The following is a 21,978-nucleotide window of genomic DNA, read 5'->3' on the forward strand; positions in this document are numbered from 1 at the left end:
GTTACGGCATGGCCATCACTTCCCAGGACATCTGCAACGCGGCGGAGCAGCTCAACGGTTTCGTTGGCTTTCATGGCAAGCGCGGCGTTCATATCGTGCGTTTTTCCGAGGACTCGTTCGGCATGGACGTGGCCGACGACAGTATCACCCCCTGCAGCGAATTCGTCTGGCGGCCCGAGCAAGGCCCGCGCATGGCGTTGTGCCGACAACGCCTGGCACTGCTGCTGGACCAGCATGTGGATGACCGCTTGAACATTGGCGAGCCCTTGCGCGCTTACCTGCGGCGCAGTGATTTGCCCGAGATCGTGGCCGAGCGCAACAAGCGCTGACGCCCTGCTGTTCACGGGGGCAGCCTTGTTCTGCGGAGGCTGCCTTTACAGCAGGCGCCTGGCCGAGCCTGTGGGCGCCTGTTGCAGCAAGGCTTCGAGCGCCTCTTTAGGTAAAGGCCGGCTCAGGAAATAACCCTGCACCTCATGGCAGCCGTCCTTCTCCAGTGTTTTGAGCTGCTGTTCACTTTCTACGCCCTCGGCCGTCACCGTCAGCCCCATGGCTTCACCCAGGTTGATGATGGCTTGCACCACGGCGCGATCATTGCCACTGGTGTTGTTCAGCCCGGCTATGAAGCGTTTGTCGATCTTGATGCTGTCGAACGGGTACGTGCGCAGATAGCCCAGTGATGAGTAACCGGTGCCAAAGTCATCCATGTTCAGGCGAACACCCAGCTCCTTTAGCGAAAGCATGGTGCTTAGCGCGCCTTCGATGTCGTTGAGCATCACGTTTTCGGTGATTTCCAGTTCAAGGCGCTGGGCGGGGAACGCGGTTTCCAGCAGGATCTCGCGAACGTCGGCCACCACGTCGCTGCGCAAGAACTGCGCAGGTGACAGGTTTACCGATATCAGCAGGCCCACCGGCCAGTCGTGGGCCGTGCGGCAGGCTTCGCGCAGCACCCAGCGGCCCAGCGCGACAATGATGTCGCTCTGCTCGGCCAGCGGGATGAAGGTGTCTGGCCCGAGCAACCCCTCCTGCGGGTGCTGCCAGCGCAGCAGGGCTTCGACGGCGACGATGCGCAGGTCGCCCAGGCGATAGCGTGGCTGGTAATGCAACGCGAATTCCTGGTTTTGCAGGGCCCGGCGCAGATCATTCTCCAGTTGTCGGCGGTACTGGATCTGTTTGTTCATTTCGGCGGCGAAGTAGCGCCAGGTGTTCTTGCCCTCCGCTTTGGCCTGGTACAGCGCGATATCGGCGCAGCGGATCAGTTCGCCGGCATCGAAGCCCTGGGTGCGGCTCTGGGCGACGCCGATGCTGGCGCCGATGTGCAGGGGCTGGTTGTCGAAGACGATGGGTTGCTGCAGCAGGCTAATCAGGCGGGCGCAGAAACGGTCGACTTCAGTGCGGTTATCCATGCCATTGAGCACCAGAATGAACTCATCGCCACCCAGGCGCGCCACCAGGTCGACATCGCGGGTGGTGTCGCGCAGGCGTGTCGCCACCTCTTGCAGCACAGCGTCACCGGCGGCATGGCCGAGGGAATCGTTGATCGGCTTGAAGTTGTCCAGGTCCAGCAGCAGCAACGTGAGTGGGGGCGCGTCGCTGCCGCGCAATAACAACTGCTCAAGGTGCCGGGCGAGTTTGTTGCGGTTGGCAAGACCGGTCAGCGGGTCATGCAGTGACAGGTGCTGGATGCGTGCATGGGCGTCGACCTCGTCAGTGATGTCGCTGGCGGTGCCACGAAAACCCGTCGGCTTGCCGTCGTACCAGATCGCCCGTGCCGAGATGCGGCAATAGCGGTTTTGCCCGTTATGGTCACGGTAGGTACAGCGCAGGTTTGCCAACTGCTGTGGGTCGGCGGCGGCCAACGCGTCCAGCCAGGGTGAGAGTGGCGTGGTGTCGCAGGCCAGCAGCTGGTTTACCGGCTGGCCCAGCCAGTCGTCCACCGGGTAGCCGGTGACGCTGACGAAACGCTGTGAAAGATAGGTCAGGCGTTGTTGTCGGTCGGTTTCCCAGATCCAGTCGGATGCGGCTTCGGCGACGGCGCGAAAACGCTGCTCGCTGGCCTCCAGGGCCTGGTTGCTCTGCTGCAGGCGCGCCAGGCTAAGGTCGATGGCGCGGGAGCTGCGCAAGGCGTGGCAGAACAGGTAAAGCATCACTAGGCCGAGTATCAGCAGCGCGCACAGCAGCGGCGGCAGCATCGCCCACAGCAATTGCTGGCCCGGCAGCGGGCTGGTCCAGGCCAGGTGGAAGCCGGTATCGCCCAGCGCGATACGCTGCTGGCCATGCTCGCCGGTAGCGTCTTTCTCGAGGTGCATGCCCGCCAGGCCGGCGCCGGTACCCAACCGTGTGAGTTTGTCGTCGGTCAGCTGGTCGACGAACAGCATGACGGGTGCCTGGCGTACTTCGCTGTCCGACACGTCCTTGTCTGGCCGTACGGCCGCGGCGCTAAGCACGGCGGGCCATCCGTTGAACAGCACGAACCGGGTGATTTGTTCGCGGGCGCTGGCAGCCCCCCGTGCTTCATTGATGATGGGTTGTAGCGGCGCTTCTATATAAGTGCTGGCGCTCGCTTCACTGGGCTTGCCTTTGAACAGGGCGTAGGTGGTGCGCTGGTCGTCCACCACGAACACACCTTCGTAGCCACTGGCGCTGTACAGCGATTCACCGACGTTCTTCTCTTCATAGGCCCACTGCCAGTCCGCCTTGCCGGCCAGGTGTTCAAAGGCGGCATCCCACACGGCATAGCTGGACAGGAACTGGCGTGAGGCAAGCAGCCGTTGCTCGAGCGCTTGCGAGGCATGGAAAGCGCTGCGCTGTTGCTCTTGGTGATCAAGGGTGGCGGCGATGTTGAGCAATGCGCCCAAGGTGACCAGGCAGGCCAGGCCAAAGACCACGCAAAAGCCTGCAATCAAGCGGCGAACTTGAAATCGGGGTGTGGGTAGGGTGGGTGGAAGGTTGGCGGTCCTGGCCATGTGCGGGTGACTCCTTCAAGAACAGCAGCCTCCTGCAAGGCAATCAGGAAGGAGGTTCAGTCAGGATAGGCCAGCCTGAGGCCGGTGGCCTCGCGTTGCGCGAAATTGACCTGGTCGCGGCCAGCGTGCTTGGCGGTGTAGAGCGCCTTGTCGGCCTGTTCGAGCCAGTGCTCGGGGGATTCAAGGTCGGCGTCGAAGGCAGACAGGCCGATGCTGAGGCTGATCCGCAAGTGTGGTAATTGCGGGTTACGGTAGCTCGCCACCCGCTCGCGCAAGCGCTCCATGGCCAGGCAGGCCTGGGCCTCGTTGGTGTCCGGCAGGATCACGCAGAACTCGTCGCCACCGTAGCGCCCGGCCTGGTCGACCTCACGCAGGTTGCGTTTGAGCTCTTCGCTCATCTGGCGCAGCACGCAATCGCCGACTACATGGCCAAACGTGTCGTTGATGGTCTTGAAGTGGTCGATGTCGATCAGGGCGATGACCGCCTGTTGCTGCTGTTGCTGGCAGGTCTGGAACTTGACCAGCAGCAGGTCTTTCCAGGCACCGTGGTTGAGCAACCCGGTCAGGCTGTCGGTAAGGCTGAGCGCACTGAGGCGGCGCTTGTGCTCTGCCAGTTTGATTGCCAGGCGGTAGCAGACCCAGCCAAGGGCCAGCGGGTAGAGGGTCAGCATGGGCAAGCACGCGTAAACCTGCACGGGCGTGGCAGTGAGTTGCAAGCCAGGGCCGAGCACGAGCGTGGCCAGGAGCATGCCGGCAAGCTGGGCCAGCACGCCACGAACGACCAGGCGCTTGCCGCCCGCGGCCACGTTGTTCATGGTCATCATCGACAGCACGGTCACGCTGGGCAGTGGGTTGAAGTGCATGGCGGCGGTCCAGAAACCGCCCATCAGCGAGTCCAGCAGCAGGTTGCGCTGTTCTGCCTGATAAGGCGCTGCCGAGCGCATCGCCCACAGGTAGGCTAAATGCGGCCAGACAATCCCGTTGAACAGCACCAGCAGCCAGACCCAGGTAGGCGGCGATAGCGGCGCCATGGCAGCCATTACACTGAACAGGCCGATGCCCATGCCGATGATGCGCGGCAGGTAGATGCGCTTGACGAAAGAAAGGCCCTTGCCGCTGCGGTTGTCCATCATGGTCATCGTTCTTCTGCTAAGGCGCCGTTTATCGCATAACGCGTGTGAATATTGTTGAACAGTGTTTCATCTATGAAAAATGACCTTACAAGCCAATTCACGGTTGATCTGATCACTGTGGGGTAATATGAAGGCTTTCCTGTTGCTTGGAGTGCTCATGCTCATGGTTCCCATGGCTAACGCTGCCGGCGAGTCGGCGCCTCAACGGGACGGTCGTTTCCATAACCAGGCCCGCCTGCCTCAAGACGGCGTGATGAAAAAGCTGCGCATCGGCCTCAAGTACCTGTTTTTGCGCAAGCCGCCCGACACTCGGCCCTCCACCCCCCTCCATGTGCAGCCCATGACCCGGCAGCAGGTGCTTGATGCACCTGATCACAGCCTGTGGCGCCTTGGCCATTCGACGATATTGCTGAAGTTGCGCGGGCGCTTCTTTATTACCGACCCGGTATTCGCCGAGCGCGCCTCACCGGTGCAGTGGGTAGGGCCGCAACGTTTCCATGCGCCACCGCTTGGCCTGGACGAACTGCCGCCATTGGCCGCGGTGATCCTGTCCCATGATCACTTCGATCATCTGGATGAGCAGGCGATTCGACGGCTTGCCCCGCGTACGGGGGTGTTTCTGGCACCGCTTGGGGTGGGTGACCTTTTGATCGAATGGGGGGTTGCAGCAGACAAGGTGCGCCAACTGGATTGGTGGCAGGACACTGAAGTTGAAGGGGTACGCTTTGTCGCGACCCCAGCCCAGCACTTTTCAGGGCGTGGCCTGTTCGACAGTAACCGGACCTTGTGGGCGTCCTGGGTGGTGATCGATGAACAGCTGCGGGTGTTTTTCAGCGGCGATACAGGCTACTTCGAGGGCTTCAAGCAGATCGGTGAGCGTTTCGGGCCTTTCGACCTGACCCTGATCGAGACCGGGGCCTATAACGTCGCCTGGCCGAGCGTGCACATGCAGCCGGAGCAGAGCCTGCAGGCACACCTCGACCTGCAGGGGCGCTGGATGCTGCCGATTCATAACGGCACCTTCGACTTGTCCACCCATGCCTGGCAAGAGCCATTCGAGCGCATCCTGGCCCTCACTGAGCAAGCGCAGGTGCGGCTATGCACCCCGCAGATGGGCGAGCGGGTCAGCCTGGACTCGCCGCATGCCGGGCAGAACTGGTGGCAGCCCAAACCTGCGCATCAGCGAGAGCGGTCGACAGAGCGCGCTGTGGCGGTGCGCTGAGGGTCATTTTTCAGCGTCTCGCTGGCGAGGTGAGGGCGGCTTCTGGTCGTCCAGTAAACGCGAAGGTGGCTTACCGCTGTCACTGCGCACCTGCGCATGGCTGATCAGCGCGAAGATGAAGCTGCCACCAATGATGTTACCGGCCAGGGTCGGCAGGGCGAATGCCAGCAAGAAGCTGCGCCAGGTCTCTTCACCGGCCCAGACCAGGTAGGACACTTCCACCGAACCGACGACAATATGGGTGAAGTCACCCAGCGCCATGAAGTAAGTGATCATGAGGATGATCCAGATCTTGGCGTGCTCCATCGACGGGATCATCCAGACCATGGTGGCGATCATCCAGCCCGACACGATGCCTTTGGCGAACATCTGGCCGATATCGTTCTTCATTACCTTGCGCCCGACCTCTAGGAAGGCCACGTCGGTCTTGCCGTCGAAGATCGGCAGTTCCAGCATGACCCAGGCGACCAGCAGGGTACCGGCCAGGTTGCCGAGCAATACCACGCTCCATAGGCGCAGCAGGCGACCCAGGTTGGCCAGGGTAGGCGAGGTCATCACCGGCAGCACGGCGGTGAGTGTGTTCTCTGTAAACAGTTGCTGGCGGGCGAGGATCACCGCCAGGAAACCTGCACTGTAGCCAATGCTTGCAATCACCTGGGCGCTGTCGCCCTCGGGGAGGCGGGCATAGAACAACCCCATGGCCATGAGCGAGAGCCCCATCGACAACCCGGCGGCCAGCGCTGACCACCACAGGGCTGCGATCGTGCGCTCAAGCTCTTGGTCGCCCTGGTAGCGAATGATCTCGTGCAGCACCGCTGCCCTTGGCGGCTGGTTATGGCTGACCTCCTGCTCTTCGTCCGCCGACAGGCCTGGCGTTTTCTCGCTTTGCGTCTCGCTCATGGTTGCCGCGCTCCGTGGGGTGTTTATCTACAGATCGGTTGCGTGTTCATTAGTTGCGAAGGCCGGCCAAGTACTGCTGGAAAGTTTTTTCAGATCAGGGTGTTGACTCTGATTTCAAAGCGCGTATTATTCGCCTCCTCGCAGCGATGAACGCTTCGGGGCAAGCGGCAAGTTGTTGAAGTTAAAAGCTTTCGAAAGAAAGCGAAGTTAAAAAACTTCAAAATAAACGCTTGACAGCAAATGAGGAAAGCGTAGAATGCGCGCCTCGGTTGAGACGAAAAGCTCTTAACCAAACGCTCTTTAAGGTAGTGTGGGGTTTCCCCATGTGAGAGTAGGTCATCGTCAAGATTCATTTCGCAAAACCCCTATCTGCGCAAGCAGGTAGGGGTTTTGTCTTTCTGCCGTTTATAGCCGCAGATTCGCTGTCTCCAGGCAAAGATGTTTTGTCCGTCCTGTACCTCTCTAAACGCGCCCAAGGGTGCGACAATTAATCCTGTTCGTGCACGTGACTTTGCCCTGCCTAACCTGCGTCAAGACTTAGGTTCGGGGCACCCTCGCGCCCGAATAGAGCGATGCCAGCGTGCCGTGCTGCGCATTTATGGACTTTCACCGTCCTATCACTTGAGGTAGAGAGCAAGATGGCTAAGGCCGCCGATGTCGTTGTGCAATGCCTGGAAAACGAAGGTGTCGAGTATGTGTTCGGCATCCCTGGTGAGGAAAACCTCGACCTGCTGGAATCCCTGCGCAAGTCGAAGATCAAGCTGGTCCTGACCCGCCACGAACAATCTGCGGGCTTCATGGCCGCCACCTATGGCCGCCTGACCGGCAAGACCGGCGTCAGCCTGTCGACCCTCGGCCCTGGCGCGACCAACCTGGTCACCGCCAGTGCATACGCCTACCTCGGCGGTATGCCGATGATGATGATCACCGGCCAAAAGCCGATCAAGAAGTCCAAACAGGGCCGCTTCCAGATCATCGATGTGTGCGGCATGATGGCCCCCATCACCAAGTACACCCATCAGTTCGCCTCGGCCGACAACATTCCTTCGCGCATGCGTGAAGCGTTCCGCCTGGCTGAAGAAGAAAAACCAGGCGCCGTGCACCTGGAACTGCCGGAAGACATCGCTGCCGAGCAGACTGATGCCATGCCGATCCCACGCAGCCTGCACCGCCGCCCGCTGGCCGAGCACGTGGCCATCGAAGCCGCCATCGAAAAACTGCGCACCGCTCGCAGCCCGATCCTGGTGATCGGTGCCGGCGCCAACCGCAAGATGACCGCCAAGGTCCTCAAGCAGCTGATCGACAAGACCGGCATTCCGTTTGTTACCACCCAGTTGGGCAAGGGTGTGGTCGACGAGCGCAGCCCGCGCTTCCTGGGCAACGCCGCGCTGTCGTCCGGTGACTTCGTCCACCGCGCAATCGAAGCGGCCGACCTGATCATCAACATCGGCCACGATGTGATCGAGAAGCCGCCGTTCTTCATGGTCCGTGGCGGCACCGAAGTCATCCACATCAGCTTCCGCTCCGCCGAAGTCGATGCCGTGTACTTCCCGCAGGTCGAAGTGATCGGCGACATCGCCAACGCCGTCTGGCAGATCGCTGAAGGCCTGGGCGACACTTCGCACTGGGACTTCACCCGCCTCATGGCCATCCGTGAAGCCAACGAAGCGCAAATCGCCGAAGGCGCCGACGACGACCGCTTCCCGGTCTACCCGCAGCGCCTGGTCGCTGACATCCGTCGCGTGCTGCCGTCTGAAGGTATCGTTGCCCTCGACAACGGCATCTACAAGATCTGGTTCGCCCGTAACTACAAGGCCCACAAGCCGAACACCGTGCTGCTCGACAACGCCCTGGCGACCATGGGCGCCGGCCTGCCGTCGGCGATGGCAGCGCACCTGGTGTACCCGGACCGCCCGGTAATCTCGGTATGTGGCGACGGCGGCTTCATGATGAACAGCCAAGAGCTCGAAACCGCAGTCCGTCTGGGCATGCACATCACTGTGGTGATCTTGCGTGACGACGGCTACGGCATGATCCGCTGGAAGCAGGCCAACATGGGCTTCACCGATTTCGGCCTGGACTACGGCAACCCGGACTTCGTCAAATACGCCGAAGCCTACGGTGCCAATGGCCACCGCGTGGAAAGCGCCGAAGGCTTGCTGCCGCTGCTCGAGCACTGCATCAAGACCCCTGGCGTACACGTGATCGACTGCCCGGTCGACTACAGCGAGAACGACCGCATCCTCAACAGCGAGCTGCGTGAGCGCGCGCTGGCGGTGTAAGGCTTAACGGCCTATTCGCGGGGCAAGCCCGCTCCCACAAGTACTGCACAGTTCCTGAGGACTGTGCTTACCTTGGGAGTAGGCACGCCCCCGCGAATGCTTTGCACCTGTCACTCTATGATTCTCCATTCTCAGGTTCCCCAACCCTTGGCGAACACGAGAACATGACGATCGGATCGACTCACAACCACCCCGCACACTTGGCCGTTGAGCCGTCATCCCCAGCCCAGCCATGGGCTGCACGTACCCCAATCCACCCGATCTCTGTGTTGATTAGCCGCATCACCGAATATGCATTATCGGTGCTGGTGTAACGGGTTTGACCGCCGCACGGGAGCTGTTGCGTTGCGGTTTTACCCATATCACCCTGATCGAGCAATCGAAGCGTGTGGGCGGGCGTCATTTGACTGTGGTGAACACGGTTGGGGATCACAAGCACCCCACGACCCCATTACCCGCATTATCAAGTGCGGTAATCAGGGCGTCGGAAATCAATATGTAGGACCCTTCCCTCAATAATTCTTCTTTGTCCCTACGATCTTGTGGGAGCGTCCTGACTGTCGCTCCCAGGCTCAACCCCGCTTTACTGGCGCCCTTCCACAACAAACATAAAAGGAAGCCGCCATGTCTGAACACTGCACCCCTGTCAGCCCCGTGCGCATCGCAGTCATCCAGTATGACCCTCAAGTGGGGGTCGAGCACGGTGATAGCAACGTGAGCAGGGGCCTGGCATTGGCCCGGCGCGCCGTACGCGAAGGTGCCAACCTGATTGTGCTGCCAGAGCTTGCCAACACTGGTTATACGTTCCACTCGCGGGCAGAAGCCTATGCCCATGCGCAGACTCTGCAAGACGGGCGCAGCGTCCAAGCCTGGGCGGACTTTGCGCGGGACCATCACATCTATCTGGCGGCGGGGTTCGCCGAACGGGATGGGATGAAGCTGTATGACAGCGCCGTACTTTTCGGCCCGGAAGGAATGCTTGGGCACTACCGCAAAGCGCACTTATGGAACCAGGAGAAGCTGTGGTTCACGCCCGGTAACCTCGGGTTCCCGGTGTTCGAAACCCCCATTGGGCGTATCGGCCTGCTGATCTGCTGGGATATCTGGTTCCCCGAAGTCCCCCGGCTGATGGCTGCACAAGGCGCCGACATCCTCTGCAGCCTCAACAACTGGGTGTGGACGCCGCCGCCGCTGTTCGATGAGGCCGGGCGCTGCATGGCTTCTTACCTGACCATGACCGCAGCGCACGTCAACAACGTCTATATCGCCGCTGCCAACCGAATTGGCAGCGAGCGTGGCGGTCGTTTTCTGGGCTGTTCGCTGATTGCCGGCACCAACGGCTGGCCGATCGGAGAAGTGGCAAGCGCGGAAGAGGAAAGCATCCTCTATGCCGATGTGGACCTCAGTGCGGCTCGGTCTGCGCCGATCTGGAACAGCCTCAATGATCTGCCGCGAGATCGGCGTACCGATCTTTATGACCACACCCTCGGTTATCGCCTGCATGCCCCGATGCCGCGCTGAGGAGGCAGAACATGAACGAGATAAGCATCCCGACCAGGCAAAGGCCACCGCTGGTGATATTGGCCTGCCTGACCGTATTGCTGATAGTTAGCCTGGTTTTCGGCCAATGGCCGGACTACGCACAGCTCACCGCCACCCTTGATCAACCCTTGAGCCGTTTGCGCTGGATAGTCGGCGACATCAGCGAAGTCGCTTTCTACAAGCACGAGTTGCCGGCTTTGGGCCTGCTGCTGGGGGCCTGTCTGGCGCATTGGGCTGGCATTCGTGGCTACCGCTGGCAAGGTTTTGCCATTTGTTATGGCACTGGGCTGTGGCCGTGGGTGTTCACCAGCTCGCTGCTCGGCCTGCTGCTCAGTCACGTCTTGTGGGGGTGGACGCTGGCTGGGGGAGGGTGGCAACCGACCTTCGTCGCTTTCGTGTCGCTGCCGGCTGCCATGGTATTGCTGTTTGGCGGAGGCTGGCAGGTGACGATTACCGGGGCGCTACTCGCTGCGCTGCTGGTAACGCCTGCCAGCCTGCTCCTGGTCAATTACCTGTGCATTCCTTTGCAGTTGCCGGTGGTCATCGGCAACGTTGGCGGCATGGCCGTGGCGAGCGTAGTGGCTTTCCTGCTGTGCAAGCGTTTCCCGTCATGGGTGCACCAAGGCAAAAGGCCCGCTGGGTTGCAGCCCGTCACCCGTCAACCTGACTACGGTGTGGTCTGGACCCTTCGACGTGTATTGGCTGACTTCAGTGAAGCGCCATTTTTCGGCAATGAGCTTGCCAGCCTCGGGTTGTTGTTGGGCCTGCTGTTGGCCTGCGTGATTGCTCCTGCTGCACCGGCCTACGGTTCGCAACTGGTCGTGCAGATGGTGGCAGGCCAGGCGCTGGCGTCATTGGTGGGGGTGCTGGTGTGGCGTCGTCAATGGCAGGCGCGCGGCTGGTACCCCACTTACATTCCCATTGTGTCGATCGTTCCGGCTGCCGTGCTGATGCACGGTGGTGACTGGCAGGTCGTGGTAACCAGCGCGGTGCTGGGTGCGCTGGTAGCGCCGCCATTGGCGGTGGCCATCAGTGGCCGGTTGCCAAGCTATATGCATGGCTACATCGGCAATGTCTTGTCCATGGCCTTCAGTACATTGGCGATCGTGCCGCTGGTGGGGCTGATAGGAGGTGCGGCATGACTGAGTCTCCACAGTTGCCTCGGCTGTCGATCGCCAGCCTGGGCGGCACGGTCAGCATGCAGGTCGATACGGTTGAGGGGGGTGTAACGCCAACGCTCGATTGTGAGAAGCAACTGTCCTTGCTGCCAGCGCTCAGGCAGATGGCGCACCTCGAAGTGGCGACGTTAGGCATGCTGCCCAGCGCTTCGCTTGGGTTTGTGACGCTGCTTGAAGTGCTGGCGTGGGCGCGTGGTCAGATAGCGCGCGGTGCGCAGGCCGTGATGCTCACTCAAGGGACCGATACGCTAGAGGAGACAGCTTACTTCTTCGACCTGCTCTGGCCATTCGATGCCCCCTTGGTGCTGACCGGTGCCATGCGTTCGGCCAGCCAACCGGGCTGTGACGGGCCGGCCAATCTACTGGCGGCCGCGCAAGTGGCGTTAGCCCAGGCCAGTCAGGGTCGTGGCGTGCTGGTTGTGATCAACGACCAGATCCACAGCGCCGCGAAGGTTCGCAAGGTCGCCAGCCTGGCGATGTCCGCTTTTGAGTCACCAGGCAGTGGCCCCGTGGGCGAAGTGGTCGAAGGTGTTGCGCGCTATCACCTCCAGCCTTCACCACGGGAGGTACTGCCACTGCCGCATCGTCTCGATCATCGCGTTGCCCTGTTGGAGGCCTGCCTGGATGCGGACACTGCCTTGTTACAGGCCTTGCCAGCGCTGGGTTACGAGGGGCTGGTGATTGCGGGGTTTGGTGCCGGGCACGTCTCGGGCGCCTGGTCCGAGATGCTGGGCCAGCTCACGCCTGGCTTGCCAGTGATCGTGGCTACCCGCACAGGCAGGGGGCCTACGGCACTAGCGACCTATGGGTTTGTCGGCGGCGAGATCGACCTGCAGAAAAAAGGGCTGCACATGGCTGGGCAACTTTGCCCGCGCAAGTGCCGAGTCCTGCTCTGGCTGCTGATCGGGTCAGGCAGGCAGGCCCTGCTGCCCACGTGGTTGCCACGCTAGCGAAACTGCCCGCAGCCTCGTCGCTGCGGGCAGCCTTCTGGTGCGTGCTGTGCTAGGGTGCTTGCACTTTTGCTTTTCAGGACAACCCCCATGCTCCCCGCGCTCAGCGAAAAAGAACTCGACCGCCTCGAAGACCTGCTGATCACCTACGGCAACGATTATTCGGTACTCAACCTGGCCGAGCTCAATGGTTTTTTTACCGCCCTGGCCAGTTCCCCCATCACCGTCCACCCCGAACAATGGTTGCCAGCCGTTGCGGGTGGCAAAGTGCCGAAATTCAAGAAGCCCGCGCATGAAGAGGCGTACACGGCGTTGATGTTGCGTTACGCCAGCCAAGTGGCGGACGAACTGGGTGACAACATCGATCAGTTCGAACCGCTGTTCGAGGAAAATGAAACCGACGATGGCGCTGTGATCATCATGGAAGAGTGGTGCTTCGGCTATATGCGCGGTACCCAGGTCGCCAGCTGGGACGCGTTGCCGCCTGAGCAGGATCAACTGCTCAAGGCCATTTCCCTGCATGGGCTGGAGGACAACTTCGAGTTGCTCGATCAAATGCGTGAAGAGGACATTCAAGCCTGTGTGCCTCAGGTGATCGAGGCGGCACGCCAGTTGTTCAAGTTCCATAATCAGCGGCATTGAGCCGAAGATGCAGCCTGTGCACTGCACTGTAAAAGCGGCCTAGCGCCGCTTCTACAAGCATTATTCCGCCACGCGAAATTATGGTTTCCCCCCAGCACTGATTCTGCTGCCAGTCGAATCGGTCCAACATGGCCTCCACCAGCCCATTCCGGCGCTGACCAGGAGCCAAGCCCATGTCGACCAAGATCAAACTCTACAACTTCCCCAAGTCTGGCCACGCACACCGTATCGAGCTGATGCTCTCGTTGCTGAACCTGCCGACCGAGCTGGTTTTCGTCGACCTGGCCAAAGGTGAGCACAAGCAGCCTGCGTTCCTTGCCCTCAACCCGTTCGGGCAGGTGCCGGTCATCGACGACAACGGCACGGTCATCGCCGATTCCAACGCCATCCTGGTGTACCTGGCCAAGAAATACGACAACGGCACCTGGTTGCCCGAGGAGCCCGAAGCCGCAGCGCGCGTGCAGCGCTGGCTGTCGGTCGCCGCAGGCCCACTGGCCTTTGGCCCGGCTGCCGCTCGCCTGGTGACCGTGTTCGGCGCCGCGTTCAACACCGATGAAGTCATCGGCCGTGCCCATACCCTGCTCAAGGTGATCGACGCCGAACTGGCCAAGGCCCCCTTCCTGACAGGCAGTGAGCCCACCATCGCCGACGTTGCCAACTACTCCTACATCGCCCACGCACCAGAGGGCAATGTCTCGCTGGAGCCGTACGCCAACGTGCGCAGCTGGCTGGCACGGATCGAGGCGCTGCCAGGTTTCGTGTCGATGCCGCGTACCGCCACGGGCCTGCAAGCCGGCGATTGAGCTCAACCCCCCTTCGAGGAATGCCACCATGCACCAGCTTCCAGGCCATCGCGCGTCACCTTGGCACAGCGGTGAGAAGATCCTGCAGGAAAAGGTCGGTGTGTCGGAGCGCATGGAGGTGTTCGGGCAGAAGGTCATTCGCGACTTCATGCCAGACCAGCATCGCGCGTTCTATCAGCAGTTGCCGTTCATGGTGGCGGGCAGTGTGGATGCCCACGGCAGGCCGTGGGCAACCTTCCTCGAAGGCCCGCAAGGCTTCGTCAGCTCGCCCGACCCACGCCAGTTGCTGATCAACGTGGACCTGAAAGCGGATGACCCCGCAACACCAGGGCTGGCGAGCGGGCAGGCAATTGGGCTGCTGGGCATCGAGTTGCATACGCGCCGGCGCAACCGAATCAACGGCCTGATCGGCCAGGCACTTAACGGGCAACTGGAAGTGACGGTAGAGCAGTCGTTCGGCAACTGCCCTCAGTACATCCAGCTGCGCGAGTACACGCGTAGCGATGAGCTGGCAAAAGGGCGCGTCGATGCCACTGCACTGGATGCCCGCGCGGTTGCCATGATCGAAGCGGCCGATACCTTTTTTGTTGCAAGCTACGTCGAGCAAGACGATGGCCAGCGTTCGGTCGATGTGTCCCACCGCGGCGGTCGGCCTGGGTTCGTCAAGGTCGAGGGCAACCGCCTGACCATTCCCGATTACGCCGGTAATTTGCATTTCAATACGCTGGGCAACCTGTTGGTGAACCCGGTGGCAGGGTTGCTGTTCATCGACTTCGCCACCGGCAATGTGCTGCAGCTTTGCGGGCATGCCGAAGTGGTACTGGAGAGCGCTGCCATTAACGCGTTCGAGGGCGCCGAGCGGTTGTGGACACTGGACGTCGAGCACGTGGTATGGCGCCCGGCAGCCGTGTCGCTGCGCTGGGCCTTTAAAGAATACGCGCCGACCAGCTTGATGACCGGCACCTGGGCCGAGGCCGGCGAACGCCTGCAACAGCGTGAGCGTCAGCGTCAATGGCAGGCGTGGCGGGTGGTGCGCCTGGAGCAGGAGAGTCGTGATATTCGCTCGTTCTACCTGGCGGCAGATGCACCCGTGCAGTTTGCGCCAGGGCAGCATATTCCTGTGCGTATCGCGCTGGGCAGCGATGCCCCGCTGATTCGCACCTACAGCGTTTCCAGCGCCCCGTCGGACGGTTACCTGCGCATCAGCGTCAAGGCCCAGGGCGCGGCATCGCGCTATCTGCATGAGCGCATTGCGGTGGGGGACCTGCTCGATGTGCGCCTGCCCATGGGCAGTTTTACCCTGGATGAGCAAAGCGCACGGCCGATTGTACTGATTGGCGCGGGTGTGGGTATCACGCCATTGATCGCCATGCTGCGAGCACAATTGGCCCAGCGCCAGTCGCGGCCTATTCACCTGTTTCACGGTGCGCGAAGCCTGGCTGACTTGCCCTTCCAGCAAGAACTGGCGGCGCTGCGCCAGCAAGCGGGCGAATGGTTGCGTGTACACCGTTGCCTGAGCCAGCCTGAGGCCGAGGCGGTCAGGGGGCGCGACTACGAGCATGCTGGCCGGCTGGGCATTGAGCAGGTGAAAGCCCAGCTGGTGCTGGATGACTACGATTTCTATGTGTGTGGCCCAGCGAGTTTTACCCAGGACCTGTACGAAGGGCTGCGTGCCGTGCATGTACCCGACGCACGTATCCATGCCGAAGCCTTTGGGCCATCGACGCTCAGGCGGCACACCGATGACGACCAGCCGGTGCTGCAGCAACCTCCGGCTGCCAGCGAACCGGTGCCGGTGTACTTCGCCAGCTCGGCCAAGGAGGCACGCTGGGCGCCGGGCAGCGGTACCTTGCTGGAGCTTGCCGAGGCGCGTGGGTTGTCGCCGGATTTCAGCTGCCGGGGTGGTTCATGCGGCACCTGCAAGACCAAGGTGGTGAGTGGGCAGGTGCATTACCCGAACCCGCCTGCCGAGATGCCGGAAAGCGGTACGGCGCTGATCTGCTGTGCCGTGCCGGCTAAAGTGGAGGAGGGCGCGCAGGCCTTGGTGCTGGAACTGTAGTGCTGACTGTTGTGGCCTGCGCACAGGGCAGCGAAAAAACCGCAGATAATCGATAATCCACACCCCCCGACATTCCAGGAGCCGGCATGGATCAGATTCACCTGATGAAGGTGTTCGTAGCAGTCGGCGAGCTGGAAAGCTTCGCCGCTGCCGCCCGCCGGCTGGACATCTCGCCCGCCGCAGTGACCCGTGCCGTCAGTGCCCTGGAAGACCAGTTGGGGGTCAAACTGCTGCTGCGCACCACCCGCAGCGTGCGCCTGACCGAAGCGGGTGGCCGCTACCTGGAAGACACCCGGCATATTCTCGCCAGCATCCACGAGGCCAATGAAGCCGCGGCCGGTATCAACGCCACGCCCAAGGGGGACTTGGCCGTTACTGCGCCGATCCTGTTCGGCAAGAAGTTCGTCATGCCGTGCATCGTTCGTTACCTGCAGCAATACCCCGAGGTCGACGTGTCTGCGTACTTCCTCGACCGGGTGGTGAATATGGTCGAGGAGGGCATGGACGTGGCCGTGCGCATCGGCCCGCTGCCAGACTCCGGCCTGAAGGCGCTGCGGGTGGGCAGGGTGCGGCGCATGCTCTGCGCCTCGCCGGACTACCTGGCGCGCCACGGCGTGCCGCAACACCCATCGGACTTGCCAGGCCATGCGGTGATCGGCACCACCAACTTGTCGCCCCGGGCCGGTTGGCGCTTCGGCGTGACGGATGAGCCGACCTTGGTCCGCATGAAGCCGCGACTGACGGTGACCAGCAATGATGGGGCGATTGCCGCAGCCAGTGGCGGGCTGGGGATCGCACGGTTGCTGTCGTACCAAGTGGCAGACGAGATAGCAAACGGGCAGTTGCAGGTCATTCTGGCCGAGTACGAAGAAGCCCCCTGGCCGATCCATGTGCTGCACCGGGAGAGCAAGTACGGGTCCGCCAAAGTCAGGACCTTCATCGACATGCTAGCCCATGCGCTTCGAGCCCAAGGGCTGGATTGAGGTCGTACAACCCCCTGCAATAACACCCCTATAGATACACATCCGTTAACAATTTATGTTGTACGACGACCTACGACATGGCAATCTTGCGCCTGAAACAAATTGTCTCAATTAGCGCTGCCAGCGTTGAGGCACTCACCCGCACCTCTAAAAATAAGATTCAGGTGACCCATGAAGATCAAAGGCATCCGTTGGTGGATGGTCAGCCTCGTCACGGCTGGGCTCGTCGTCAACTACCTCGCCCGCAATACCCTCTCGGTGGCTGCCCCCACCTTGATGACCGACCTCTCCATCACGACCGAGCAATACGCCAAGATCGTCGCCGCCTGGCAGGTGTGCTACGCCCTTATGCAGCCGATCGCCGGCTGGTTTATCGACTTCATCGGGACCAAGCTCGGTTTTGCCGTGTTCGCCATGGCCTGGTCGGTGGCGTGTGCTGGCGCAGCTTTGGCCACGGGCTGGCAAAGCATGGCCTTCATGCGCGGGCTGCTGGGCATGACCGAAGCGGCCGGCTTGCCTGCCGGGGTCAAGGCCACCACCGAATGGTTCCCGGCCAAAGAGCGGTCGGTGGCGATCGGCTGGTTCAACATCGGCTCCTCGCTGGGTGCGTTGCTGGCGCCGCCTCTGGTGGTGTGGGCGATCCTGCACAGCGGCTGGCAACTGGCCTTTGTGATGGTCGGGGTGTCCGGCATCGTCTGGACGGTTTTGTGGATGCTGTTCTACAAACACCCTCGCGATCAGAAGCGCTTGAGCAGCGAAGAGCGTGACTACATCCTGTCTGGCCAGGAAGCGCACTTCAAGGCAGAGAAGCGCGAGAAGGGCGCCTGGAAACGCATCTTCAAGACCCGGAACTTCTACGCCATCGCCTCCGCGCGAATCCTCTCGGAGCCGGCCTGGCAAACCTTCAATGCCTGGATCCCGCTGTACCTGATGACCGAGCGGCACATGAACATCAAGGAAGTGGCGATGTTCGCTTGGCTGCCGTTTCTCGCGGCGGACATCGGCTGTGTGCTCGGTGGTTACCTGAGCCCGCTGTTCCACCGTCACTTGAAGGTGTCGTTGTTCACGTCGCGCAAGATGGTGCTGGTATTCGGTGCCAGCTGCATGATCGGTCCAGCGTGCATTGGCTTGGTTGAAAGCCCGTATACCGCGATTTTGCTGCTGTGCATGGGTGGCTTTGCGCACCAGACGCTGTCGGGGGCGCTGTATTCGATCACGTCGGATTCGTTCAGCAAGGACCAGGTGGCCACCGCGACAGGTATGGGCGGGATGTGCGGGTACCTGGGCGCGGCGGTGTTTACCCTGGTGTTCGGCATCCTGGTGACGCAGATCGGCTACAGCCCGCTGTTCGTGGTGCTGGCAGCGTTCGATATCGTTGCGGCGGTGCTGGTGTGGAAGGTTGCGCGTGAGGTACGGGGTGAGCCGGTCGCGCGGCAGGGCGTGGCCACCGGCGAAGTGCTGGTTTAAAGCTTGAGATCGCGGGGCTGCTCTGCAGCCCATCGCCGGCAAGCCAGCTCCCACCCGAACGGTGTAGCCTCCAAGGCTAGCGCCGCACCTGTGGGAGCTGGCTTGCCGGCGATGGGTCGCAAAGCGACCCCTATACAGGCAACCCCCTTACAGCGCCCGATACTGCATCTTGAACCCCAAGCTCATCGCCTCACCCAGCTGCAACAACCGCAACCCTGGCCGCCCAGGCAGGTGATGCGCGTTGATCGGGTGACTGACCGGCTCGAAGCAGAAAAACGCCTTGCCCGGTGGGCAGAACAACAGAAAGTGTTCACACCCACTGGCCGTGCATTCCAGGGCATAGCCTGCGCTGGGCTGTTCGATCACGCAGCTGCCAGGCCAACCACCGAACGCATGATCGACCACCCTGGTCGGCAACCCGGCCGGGGTGTCGAAGCACCAGTCATCAGGCAGCTCAGCCGGGTACGAAGGCAGCCGCCCCTCTTCTGCCAGCCACACATGCTGCGCCATAGCGCTTAGCCGGGTGTCCGGATAGCGCGGGAAGTAGGGGTGCAGCCCCAGCCCATACCAGGTGGCCGTTTCATCCAGGTGGGTTACATGCAAGTCGAGGTTCAGGCACCCGTCGAGCAGGTGCACATCCAGCGTCGCCCGGTAGGCAAAGGGCAACTGGCTGTCGAGCGTCAGCCGGGCACGGCGTTCACTGTGGTGGTCCACCTGCCAGGCCTGCTGCCAGGCGGTGCCATGAATCGGGTAGGGGTCGTGTGCGGTGTTGGGCGCCAGCGCCAGCCAACCCTCGGGGCGCTCGAAACCCCCTTGGGCAATCCGGTTGGACCAAGGCGCCAGTGGGTAGCACGCCAGTTGCCGCGGCGTGCCGCTGGCCAGCGCGTCTTGGTCAGAGTGGCGCAGCAGCGCCTGCCCGGTCGCTTTCACTTCCCAGTTGATCAGGCTGGCGCCCAGGTCCGGCGCCAGGCTCAGGCGGGTCAGGTGGTCTTGCAGGTGCAGTTCGGTGACAGCCATCAGCGGCTCCTTTCAGAATGTTTGCTCAGCTCGCCCGGCGATAGGTCAGCAGCACGATGCCGCACACCACCACGGCACCGCCGATCAGTTGCCAGGTACTCAGGCGCTGATCCAGCAACGCCCAGCCCAGCAGCAAGGTGGCGATCGGTTCGATGTTCATCACCGGCGCGTTCTGCGCCATGTTCAGCCGGGGCACACAGACAAACAGCAGGGTGAAGGCCACGCCATACAGCACCACCAGGCTTGCCAAGGCCGCCCACCCGCTGCTGCTGGCGGGCAGCGACAGCCCGGAAGGCATCACGCCGCTTGCGCCTGCCACCAGCATGCTGGAGAACACGATCAGCAAGGTCAGCAGGCTGCGTACCGGGCCGCGTACGGCGGCCAGTTTGTGATCGGTGATCCACAGCGCGCAGGCGAAGGCGCACGCGGCGCAGAAGGCCAGGCTGACGCCCAGGGCCCAGTGCGGGTTGGCGTCGGCGCTGTCGGCCAGCCGCGCCGGTACATCCAGCGCCAGCACCAGGCCGCAGAGGATCAGGCCCATGAACAGCACGGTGCGGCCAGTCGGGCGCGCCCCGCCCAACGCCCACGTGAGCAGCGCCAGCAACATCGGGAAGGTATTGCCCACCAGTAGCGCGAGTGCCACCGGGATGCGCGCCACCGCCGAATACAGGCACAGGCTCTGCGTGGCGATCAGCAGGCCAAGCAGTAATTGCCAGCGCCGTGTGCCGGTCGGCAGGCCCACTGCCTGGCGTTGCCACAGCAGCAGGCAGGCCAGGACCAGAAAGGTGATGCCGGAGCGGCAGAGAATCGCCAGCAGCACGCCGGTGCCGTCATCGAAGGCGATGCGTGCGGCAACGTGGTTGGCGGCGAACGAGCAGGCCAGCAGCGCCAGTAGCGCCAGCGCCAGCTTGCGAGGAAAGAGGGGAGTGGCAGAGGAGGGAACAGCCATGTGCAGGATCCATTTGCAAAAGAGGATGGGGCCGCAAGCGGCCCCATTTGGCTTTACAGCACCACGCTGGGCAGCCAGAGCGAGATGGCAGGGATGTAGGTCACGGCCATCAATACCAGGAACAACGCTAGGTAGAAGGGCAGCAGCGCCTTCACCGTCGACTCGATGCTCACCTTGCCGACGGCCGAACCGACGAACAGCACTGCGCCCACCGGCGGTGTGATCAGGCCGATACCCAAGTTCACCAACATGATCATGCCGAAGTGCACTGGGTCTACGCCGATGCCCGTGATCACCGGCAGCAGGATCGGGGTCAGGATCAGGATCAGCGGCGCCATGTCCATCACCGTGCCCAACAGCAGCAGCATGAAGTTGATGCACATGAGGATCACGTAACGGTTATCCGACAGGGTCAGGAACGCCGTGGTGATCTTCGAGGGGATCTGCATCAGCGTCATCACGTAGCCGAAGCTTGCGGCAAAGCCGATCAGGATCATCACGATCGAGATGGTGCGTACCGTGCGGTGCATCAACTTGGGCAGGTCACGCCACTTGTAGTCGCGGTAGATGAACATGGTCACGAAGAACGACCAGACCACGGCCACGGCGGCCGACTCGGTCGCGGTGAATACGCCCGACAGGATACCGCCGAGGATGATGACCATCGCCATCAGCCCCCACAGTGCCTCGCCAGCGATTTTCAGCGCCTGGCGCAGCGGGATCACTTCGCCTTTGGGGTAGTTGCGCTTTTTCGCGAAGATCAGGCACAGGCCCATCATCACCGCGCTCAGCAACAGCCCAGGCATCACCCCAGCCATGAACAGCGAAGCGATCGACACCGTGCCCCCCGCAGCCAGCGAGTACAGCACCGAGTTGTGGCTGGGCGGGGTCAGCAGCGCCTGCACCGAGCCACTGACGGTCACGGCGGTGGAGAATTCACGCGGGTAGCCTTTGCGCTCCATCTCTGGGATCAGCACCGAGCCCACCGACGCGGTGTCGGCCACCGACGAGCCGGAAATCGCGCCAAAGAACGTCGAGGCCATGATGTTGACCAGCGACAACCCCCCACGCACGAAGCCCACCAGCACCCCGGCGAACGCCACCAGCCGCCGGGACATGCCGCCCTCGGCCATGATTGCGCCAGCCAGTACGAAAAACGGAATCGCCAGCAGCGAAAACTTGTTAACCCCACTGGCCACCTGGATCATCATCGCCTGCAGCGGGATGTCGATCCACCAGGCGCCGATCAGTGCAGACAGGCCCAAGGCGTAAGCCACCGGCATGCCGATCAGGATCAGCGCGATGAAACTGCCCAACAGAATGAACGCATCCATTTACGCAGCTCCTTCGCTTTCTTCAGCCAGGTCGAAACGCACCACCTTGCGGTTGCTTTGGTCGCCCAGCAGGAGTTTTTCCACGACAAAGATCAGCGTCAGCACGCCCCCCACCGGGATCGGCGCGTAAGTCATGCCCACGCGTATGCCTGGCAGAGAAGCCAGCGACTGGTTCCAGGTGGTGATGCACAGCTTGGTGCCGTAATAGGTCATGAACACGCACACCACGATCATCAGCAGTTGCACCAGCAGTGAAACCAGCTGGCGCTGCAGGGCGGGCAGGCGGTCGGTGATCATCGCCACCGCCATGTGCGCCCCCGCCCGGTAGCTGGCGGCGGCGCCGACGAAAGTGAACACCACCATCAGCAAGATCGCGACCGGCTCAGGCCAGCTGGAACCGGTGCCCAGCACGTAGCGGGCGAAGATGCCCCACGGAATGATCAGCGTCATGGTCAGGATCGACAGGCCCGCAATCCAGATGCAGCAGCGGTACAGCGTGTCGTTCACGCTCAGGAAAAGCGATTTCATAGGCATCACCAAAGCGACAGGGCGGC

At 62.0% G+C, this 21,978-nt stretch carries 18 protein-coding genes and 1 pseudogene; 12 read left to right on the forward strand and 7 right to left on the reverse strand.

Annotated features, from left to right (window positions below; translation table 11 throughout):
- Positions 1-8: 8 nt before the first annotated feature.
- A complete protein-coding gene (locus ACMCNM_RS05605; RefSeq protein WP_186682722.1) occupies positions 9-329 on the forward strand; it encodes a DUF2025 family protein in 321 nt (106 codons plus the stop codon).
- 45 nt (positions 330-374) lie between these two features.
- Here the strand turns inward: ACMCNM_RS05605 and ACMCNM_RS05610 are convergent, their stop codons facing one another.
- Positions 375-2,963: an EAL domain-containing protein gene (locus ACMCNM_RS05610; RefSeq protein ID WP_186682720.1), complete on the reverse strand. Its 2,589-nt coding sequence runs from the start codon at positions 2,961-2,963 to the stop codon at positions 375-377.
- 56 nt (positions 2,964-3,019) lie between these two features.
- Positions 3,020-4,093 (reverse strand): diguanylate cyclase, encoded by a 1,074-nt coding sequence (locus ACMCNM_RS05615; protein ID WP_412765902.1) that lies wholly within the window; start codon positions 4,091-4,093, stop codon positions 3,020-3,022.
- Between the two features lie 130 nt (positions 4,094-4,223).
- On the opposite strand from ACMCNM_RS05615, the gene ACMCNM_RS05620 reads away from it, so the two are divergent.
- Positions 4,224-5,318, forward strand: coding sequence for an MBL fold metallo-hydrolase (locus ACMCNM_RS05620; protein ID WP_412764062.1), 1,095 nt, complete (start codon positions 4,224-4,226; stop codon positions 5,316-5,318).
- A 3-nt stretch (positions 5,319-5,321) separates the two neighbouring features.
- On the opposite strand, the gene ACMCNM_RS05625 is transcribed toward ACMCNM_RS05620, so the two are convergent.
- Positions 5,322-6,218 (reverse strand): formate/nitrite transporter family protein, encoded by an 897-nt coding sequence (locus ACMCNM_RS05625; RefSeq protein ID WP_186682716.1) that lies wholly within the window; start codon positions 6,216-6,218, stop codon positions 5,322-5,324.
- Positions 6,219-6,856: 638 nt separating this feature from the next.
- Here ACMCNM_RS05625 and ACMCNM_RS05630 point away from each other — a divergent pair.
- The 10 genes and pseudogenes from ACMCNM_RS05630 (at position 6,857) to ACMCNM_RS05675 (ending at position 18,124) form a co-directional block, all read left to right on the forward strand.
- On the forward strand, positions 6,857-8,500 hold the full coding sequence (locus tag ACMCNM_RS05630; protein ID WP_186681032.1) for an acetolactate synthase large subunit: 1,644 nt from the start codon (positions 6,857-6,859) through the stop codon (positions 8,498-8,500).
- Between the two features lie 164 nt (positions 8,501-8,664).
- Positions 8,665-8,951: pseudogene (locus ACMCNM_RS05635) on the forward strand (FAD-dependent oxidoreductase); the annotation flags it as partial.
- A 173-nt stretch (positions 8,952-9,124) separates the two neighbouring features.
- Positions 9,125-10,021, forward strand: a complete 897-nt coding sequence (locus tag ACMCNM_RS05640; protein WP_412764063.1) for a nitrilase family protein — start codon at positions 9,125-9,127, stop codon at positions 10,019-10,021.
- Positions 10,022-10,032: 11 nt separating this feature from the next.
- Complete coding sequence (locus ACMCNM_RS05645; protein WP_412764064.1) at positions 10,033-11,184, forward strand: hypothetical protein; 1,152 nt, start codon at positions 10,033-10,035, stop codon at positions 11,182-11,184.
- Positions 11,181-12,170 carry an asparaginase gene (locus ACMCNM_RS05650; RefSeq protein ID WP_186704240.1) on the forward strand — a complete coding sequence of 330 codons (990 nt, stop codon included), beginning with the start codon at positions 11,181-11,183 and terminating at the stop codon, positions 12,168-12,170. The genes ACMCNM_RS05645 and ACMCNM_RS05650 overlap by 4 nt, the downstream gene beginning before the upstream one ends.
- Positions 12,171-12,260: 90 nt before the next feature.
- Positions 12,261-12,812, forward strand: coding sequence for a UPF0149 family protein (locus ACMCNM_RS05655; RefSeq protein ID WP_027594714.1), 552 nt, complete (start codon positions 12,261-12,263; stop codon positions 12,810-12,812).
- 173 nt (positions 12,813-12,985) lie between these two features.
- Complete coding sequence (locus ACMCNM_RS05660; RefSeq protein ID WP_412764065.1) at positions 12,986-13,615, forward strand: glutathione S-transferase family protein; 630 nt, start codon at positions 12,986-12,988, stop codon at positions 13,613-13,615.
- Positions 13,616-13,643: 28 nt separating this feature from the next.
- Positions 13,644-15,674 carry a pyridoxamine 5'-phosphate oxidase family protein gene (locus ACMCNM_RS05665; protein WP_412764066.1) on the forward strand — a complete coding sequence of 677 codons (2,031 nt, stop codon included), beginning with the start codon at positions 13,644-13,646 and terminating at the stop codon, positions 15,672-15,674.
- 86 nt (positions 15,675-15,760) lie between these two features.
- Entirely contained in the window at positions 15,761-16,657 is an 897-nt protein-coding gene (locus ACMCNM_RS05670; RefSeq protein ID WP_027594711.1) for a LysR family transcriptional regulator, read from the forward strand.
- Between the two features lie 171 nt (positions 16,658-16,828).
- Entirely contained in the window at positions 16,829-18,124 is a 1,296-nt protein-coding gene (locus ACMCNM_RS05675) for an MFS transporter (RefSeq protein WP_186704238.1), read from the forward strand.
- A 147-nt stretch (positions 18,125-18,271) separates the two neighbouring features.
- On the opposite strand, the gene ACMCNM_RS05680 is transcribed toward ACMCNM_RS05675, so the two are convergent.
- Genes ACMCNM_RS05680 through ACMCNM_RS05695 form a run of 4 tightly spaced genes read right to left on the reverse strand, consistent with a single transcriptional unit; the run spans position 18,272 to position 21,952 of the window.
- Positions 18,272-19,141 (reverse strand): aldose 1-epimerase, encoded by an 870-nt coding sequence (locus tag ACMCNM_RS05680; protein ID WP_412764067.1) that lies wholly within the window; start codon positions 19,139-19,141, stop codon positions 18,272-18,274.
- A 25-nt stretch (positions 19,142-19,166) separates the two neighbouring features.
- On the reverse strand, positions 19,167-20,090 hold the full coding sequence (locus ACMCNM_RS05685; RefSeq protein WP_027594708.1) for an EamA family transporter: 924 nt from the start codon (positions 20,088-20,090) through the stop codon (positions 19,167-19,169).
- 53 nt (positions 20,091-20,143) lie between these two features.
- The gene (locus ACMCNM_RS05690) at positions 20,144-21,424 is read right to left on the reverse strand and encodes a TRAP transporter large permease (protein WP_027594707.1); all 1,281 of its coding nucleotides are present in this window, start codon (positions 21,422-21,424) and stop codon (positions 20,144-20,146) included.
- Positions 21,425-21,952, reverse strand: coding sequence for a TRAP transporter small permease (locus ACMCNM_RS05695; protein ID WP_186681017.1), 528 nt, complete (start codon positions 21,950-21,952; stop codon positions 21,425-21,427).
- Between the last annotated feature and the right edge of the window lie 26 nt (positions 21,953-21,978).

Source organism: Pseudomonas sp. NGC7, assembly GCF_047159675.1.
In the GTDB taxonomy this organism is placed as follows: domain Bacteria; phylum Pseudomonadota; class Gammaproteobacteria; order Pseudomonadales; family Pseudomonadaceae; genus Aquipseudomonas; species Aquipseudomonas kermanshahensis.

Coding starts and splice junctions, on each gene's coding strand:
- ACMCNM_RS05645 (WP_412764064.1), top strand. CDS start 10,033: ATGAACGAGATAAGCATCCCGACCAGGCAAAGGCCACCGCTGGTGATA.
- ACMCNM_RS05625 (WP_186682716.1), bottom strand. CDS start 6,218: ATGAGCGAGACGCAAAGCGAGAAAACGCCAGGCCTGTCGGCGGACGAA.
- ACMCNM_RS05675 (WP_186704238.1), top strand. CDS start 16,829: ATGAAGATCAAAGGCATCCGTTGGTGGATGGTCAGCCTCGTCACGGCT.
- ACMCNM_RS05640 (WP_412764063.1), top strand. CDS start 9,125: ATGTCTGAACACTGCACCCCTGTCAGCCCCGTGCGCATCGCAGTCATC.
- ACMCNM_RS05630 (WP_186681032.1), top strand. CDS start 6,857: ATGGCTAAGGCCGCCGATGTCGTTGTGCAATGCCTGGAAAACGAAGGT.
- ACMCNM_RS05655 (WP_027594714.1), top strand. CDS start 12,261: ATGCTCCCCGCGCTCAGCGAAAAAGAACTCGACCGCCTCGAAGACCTG.
- ACMCNM_RS05620 (WP_412764062.1), top strand. CDS start 4,224: ATGAAGGCTTTCCTGTTGCTTGGAGTGCTCATGCTCATGGTTCCCATG.
- ACMCNM_RS05680 (WP_412764067.1), bottom strand. CDS start 19,141: ATGGCTGTCACCGAACTGCACCTGCAAGACCACCTGACCCGCCTGAGC.
- ACMCNM_RS05605 (WP_186682722.1), top strand. CDS start 9: ATGGCCATCACTTCCCAGGACATCTGCAACGCGGCGGAGCAGCTCAAC.
- ACMCNM_RS05610 (WP_186682720.1), bottom strand. CDS start 2,963: ATGGCCAGGACCGCCAACCTTCCACCCACCCTACCCACACCCCGATTT.
- ACMCNM_RS05690 (WP_027594707.1), bottom strand. CDS start 21,424: ATGGATGCGTTCATTCTGTTGGGCAGTTTCATCGCGCTGATCCTGATC.
- ACMCNM_RS05685 (WP_027594708.1), bottom strand. CDS start 20,090: ATGGCTGTTCCCTCCTCTGCCACTCCCCTCTTTCCTCGCAAGCTGGCG.
- ACMCNM_RS05650 (WP_186704240.1), top strand. CDS start 11,181: ATGACTGAGTCTCCACAGTTGCCTCGGCTGTCGATCGCCAGCCTGGGC.
- ACMCNM_RS05665 (WP_412764066.1), top strand. CDS start 13,644: ATGCACCAGCTTCCAGGCCATCGCGCGTCACCTTGGCACAGCGGTGAG.
- ACMCNM_RS05660 (WP_412764065.1), top strand. CDS start 12,986: ATGTCGACCAAGATCAAACTCTACAACTTCCCCAAGTCTGGCCACGCA.
- ACMCNM_RS05615 (WP_412765902.1), bottom strand. CDS start 4,093: ATGGACAACCGCAGCGGCAAGGGCCTTTCTTTCGTCAAGCGCATCTAC.
- ACMCNM_RS05670 (WP_027594711.1), top strand. CDS start 15,761: ATGGATCAGATTCACCTGATGAAGGTGTTCGTAGCAGTCGGCGAGCTG.
- ACMCNM_RS05695 (WP_186681017.1), bottom strand. CDS start 21,952: ATGAAATCGCTTTTCCTGAGCGTGAACGACACGCTGTACCGCTGCTGC.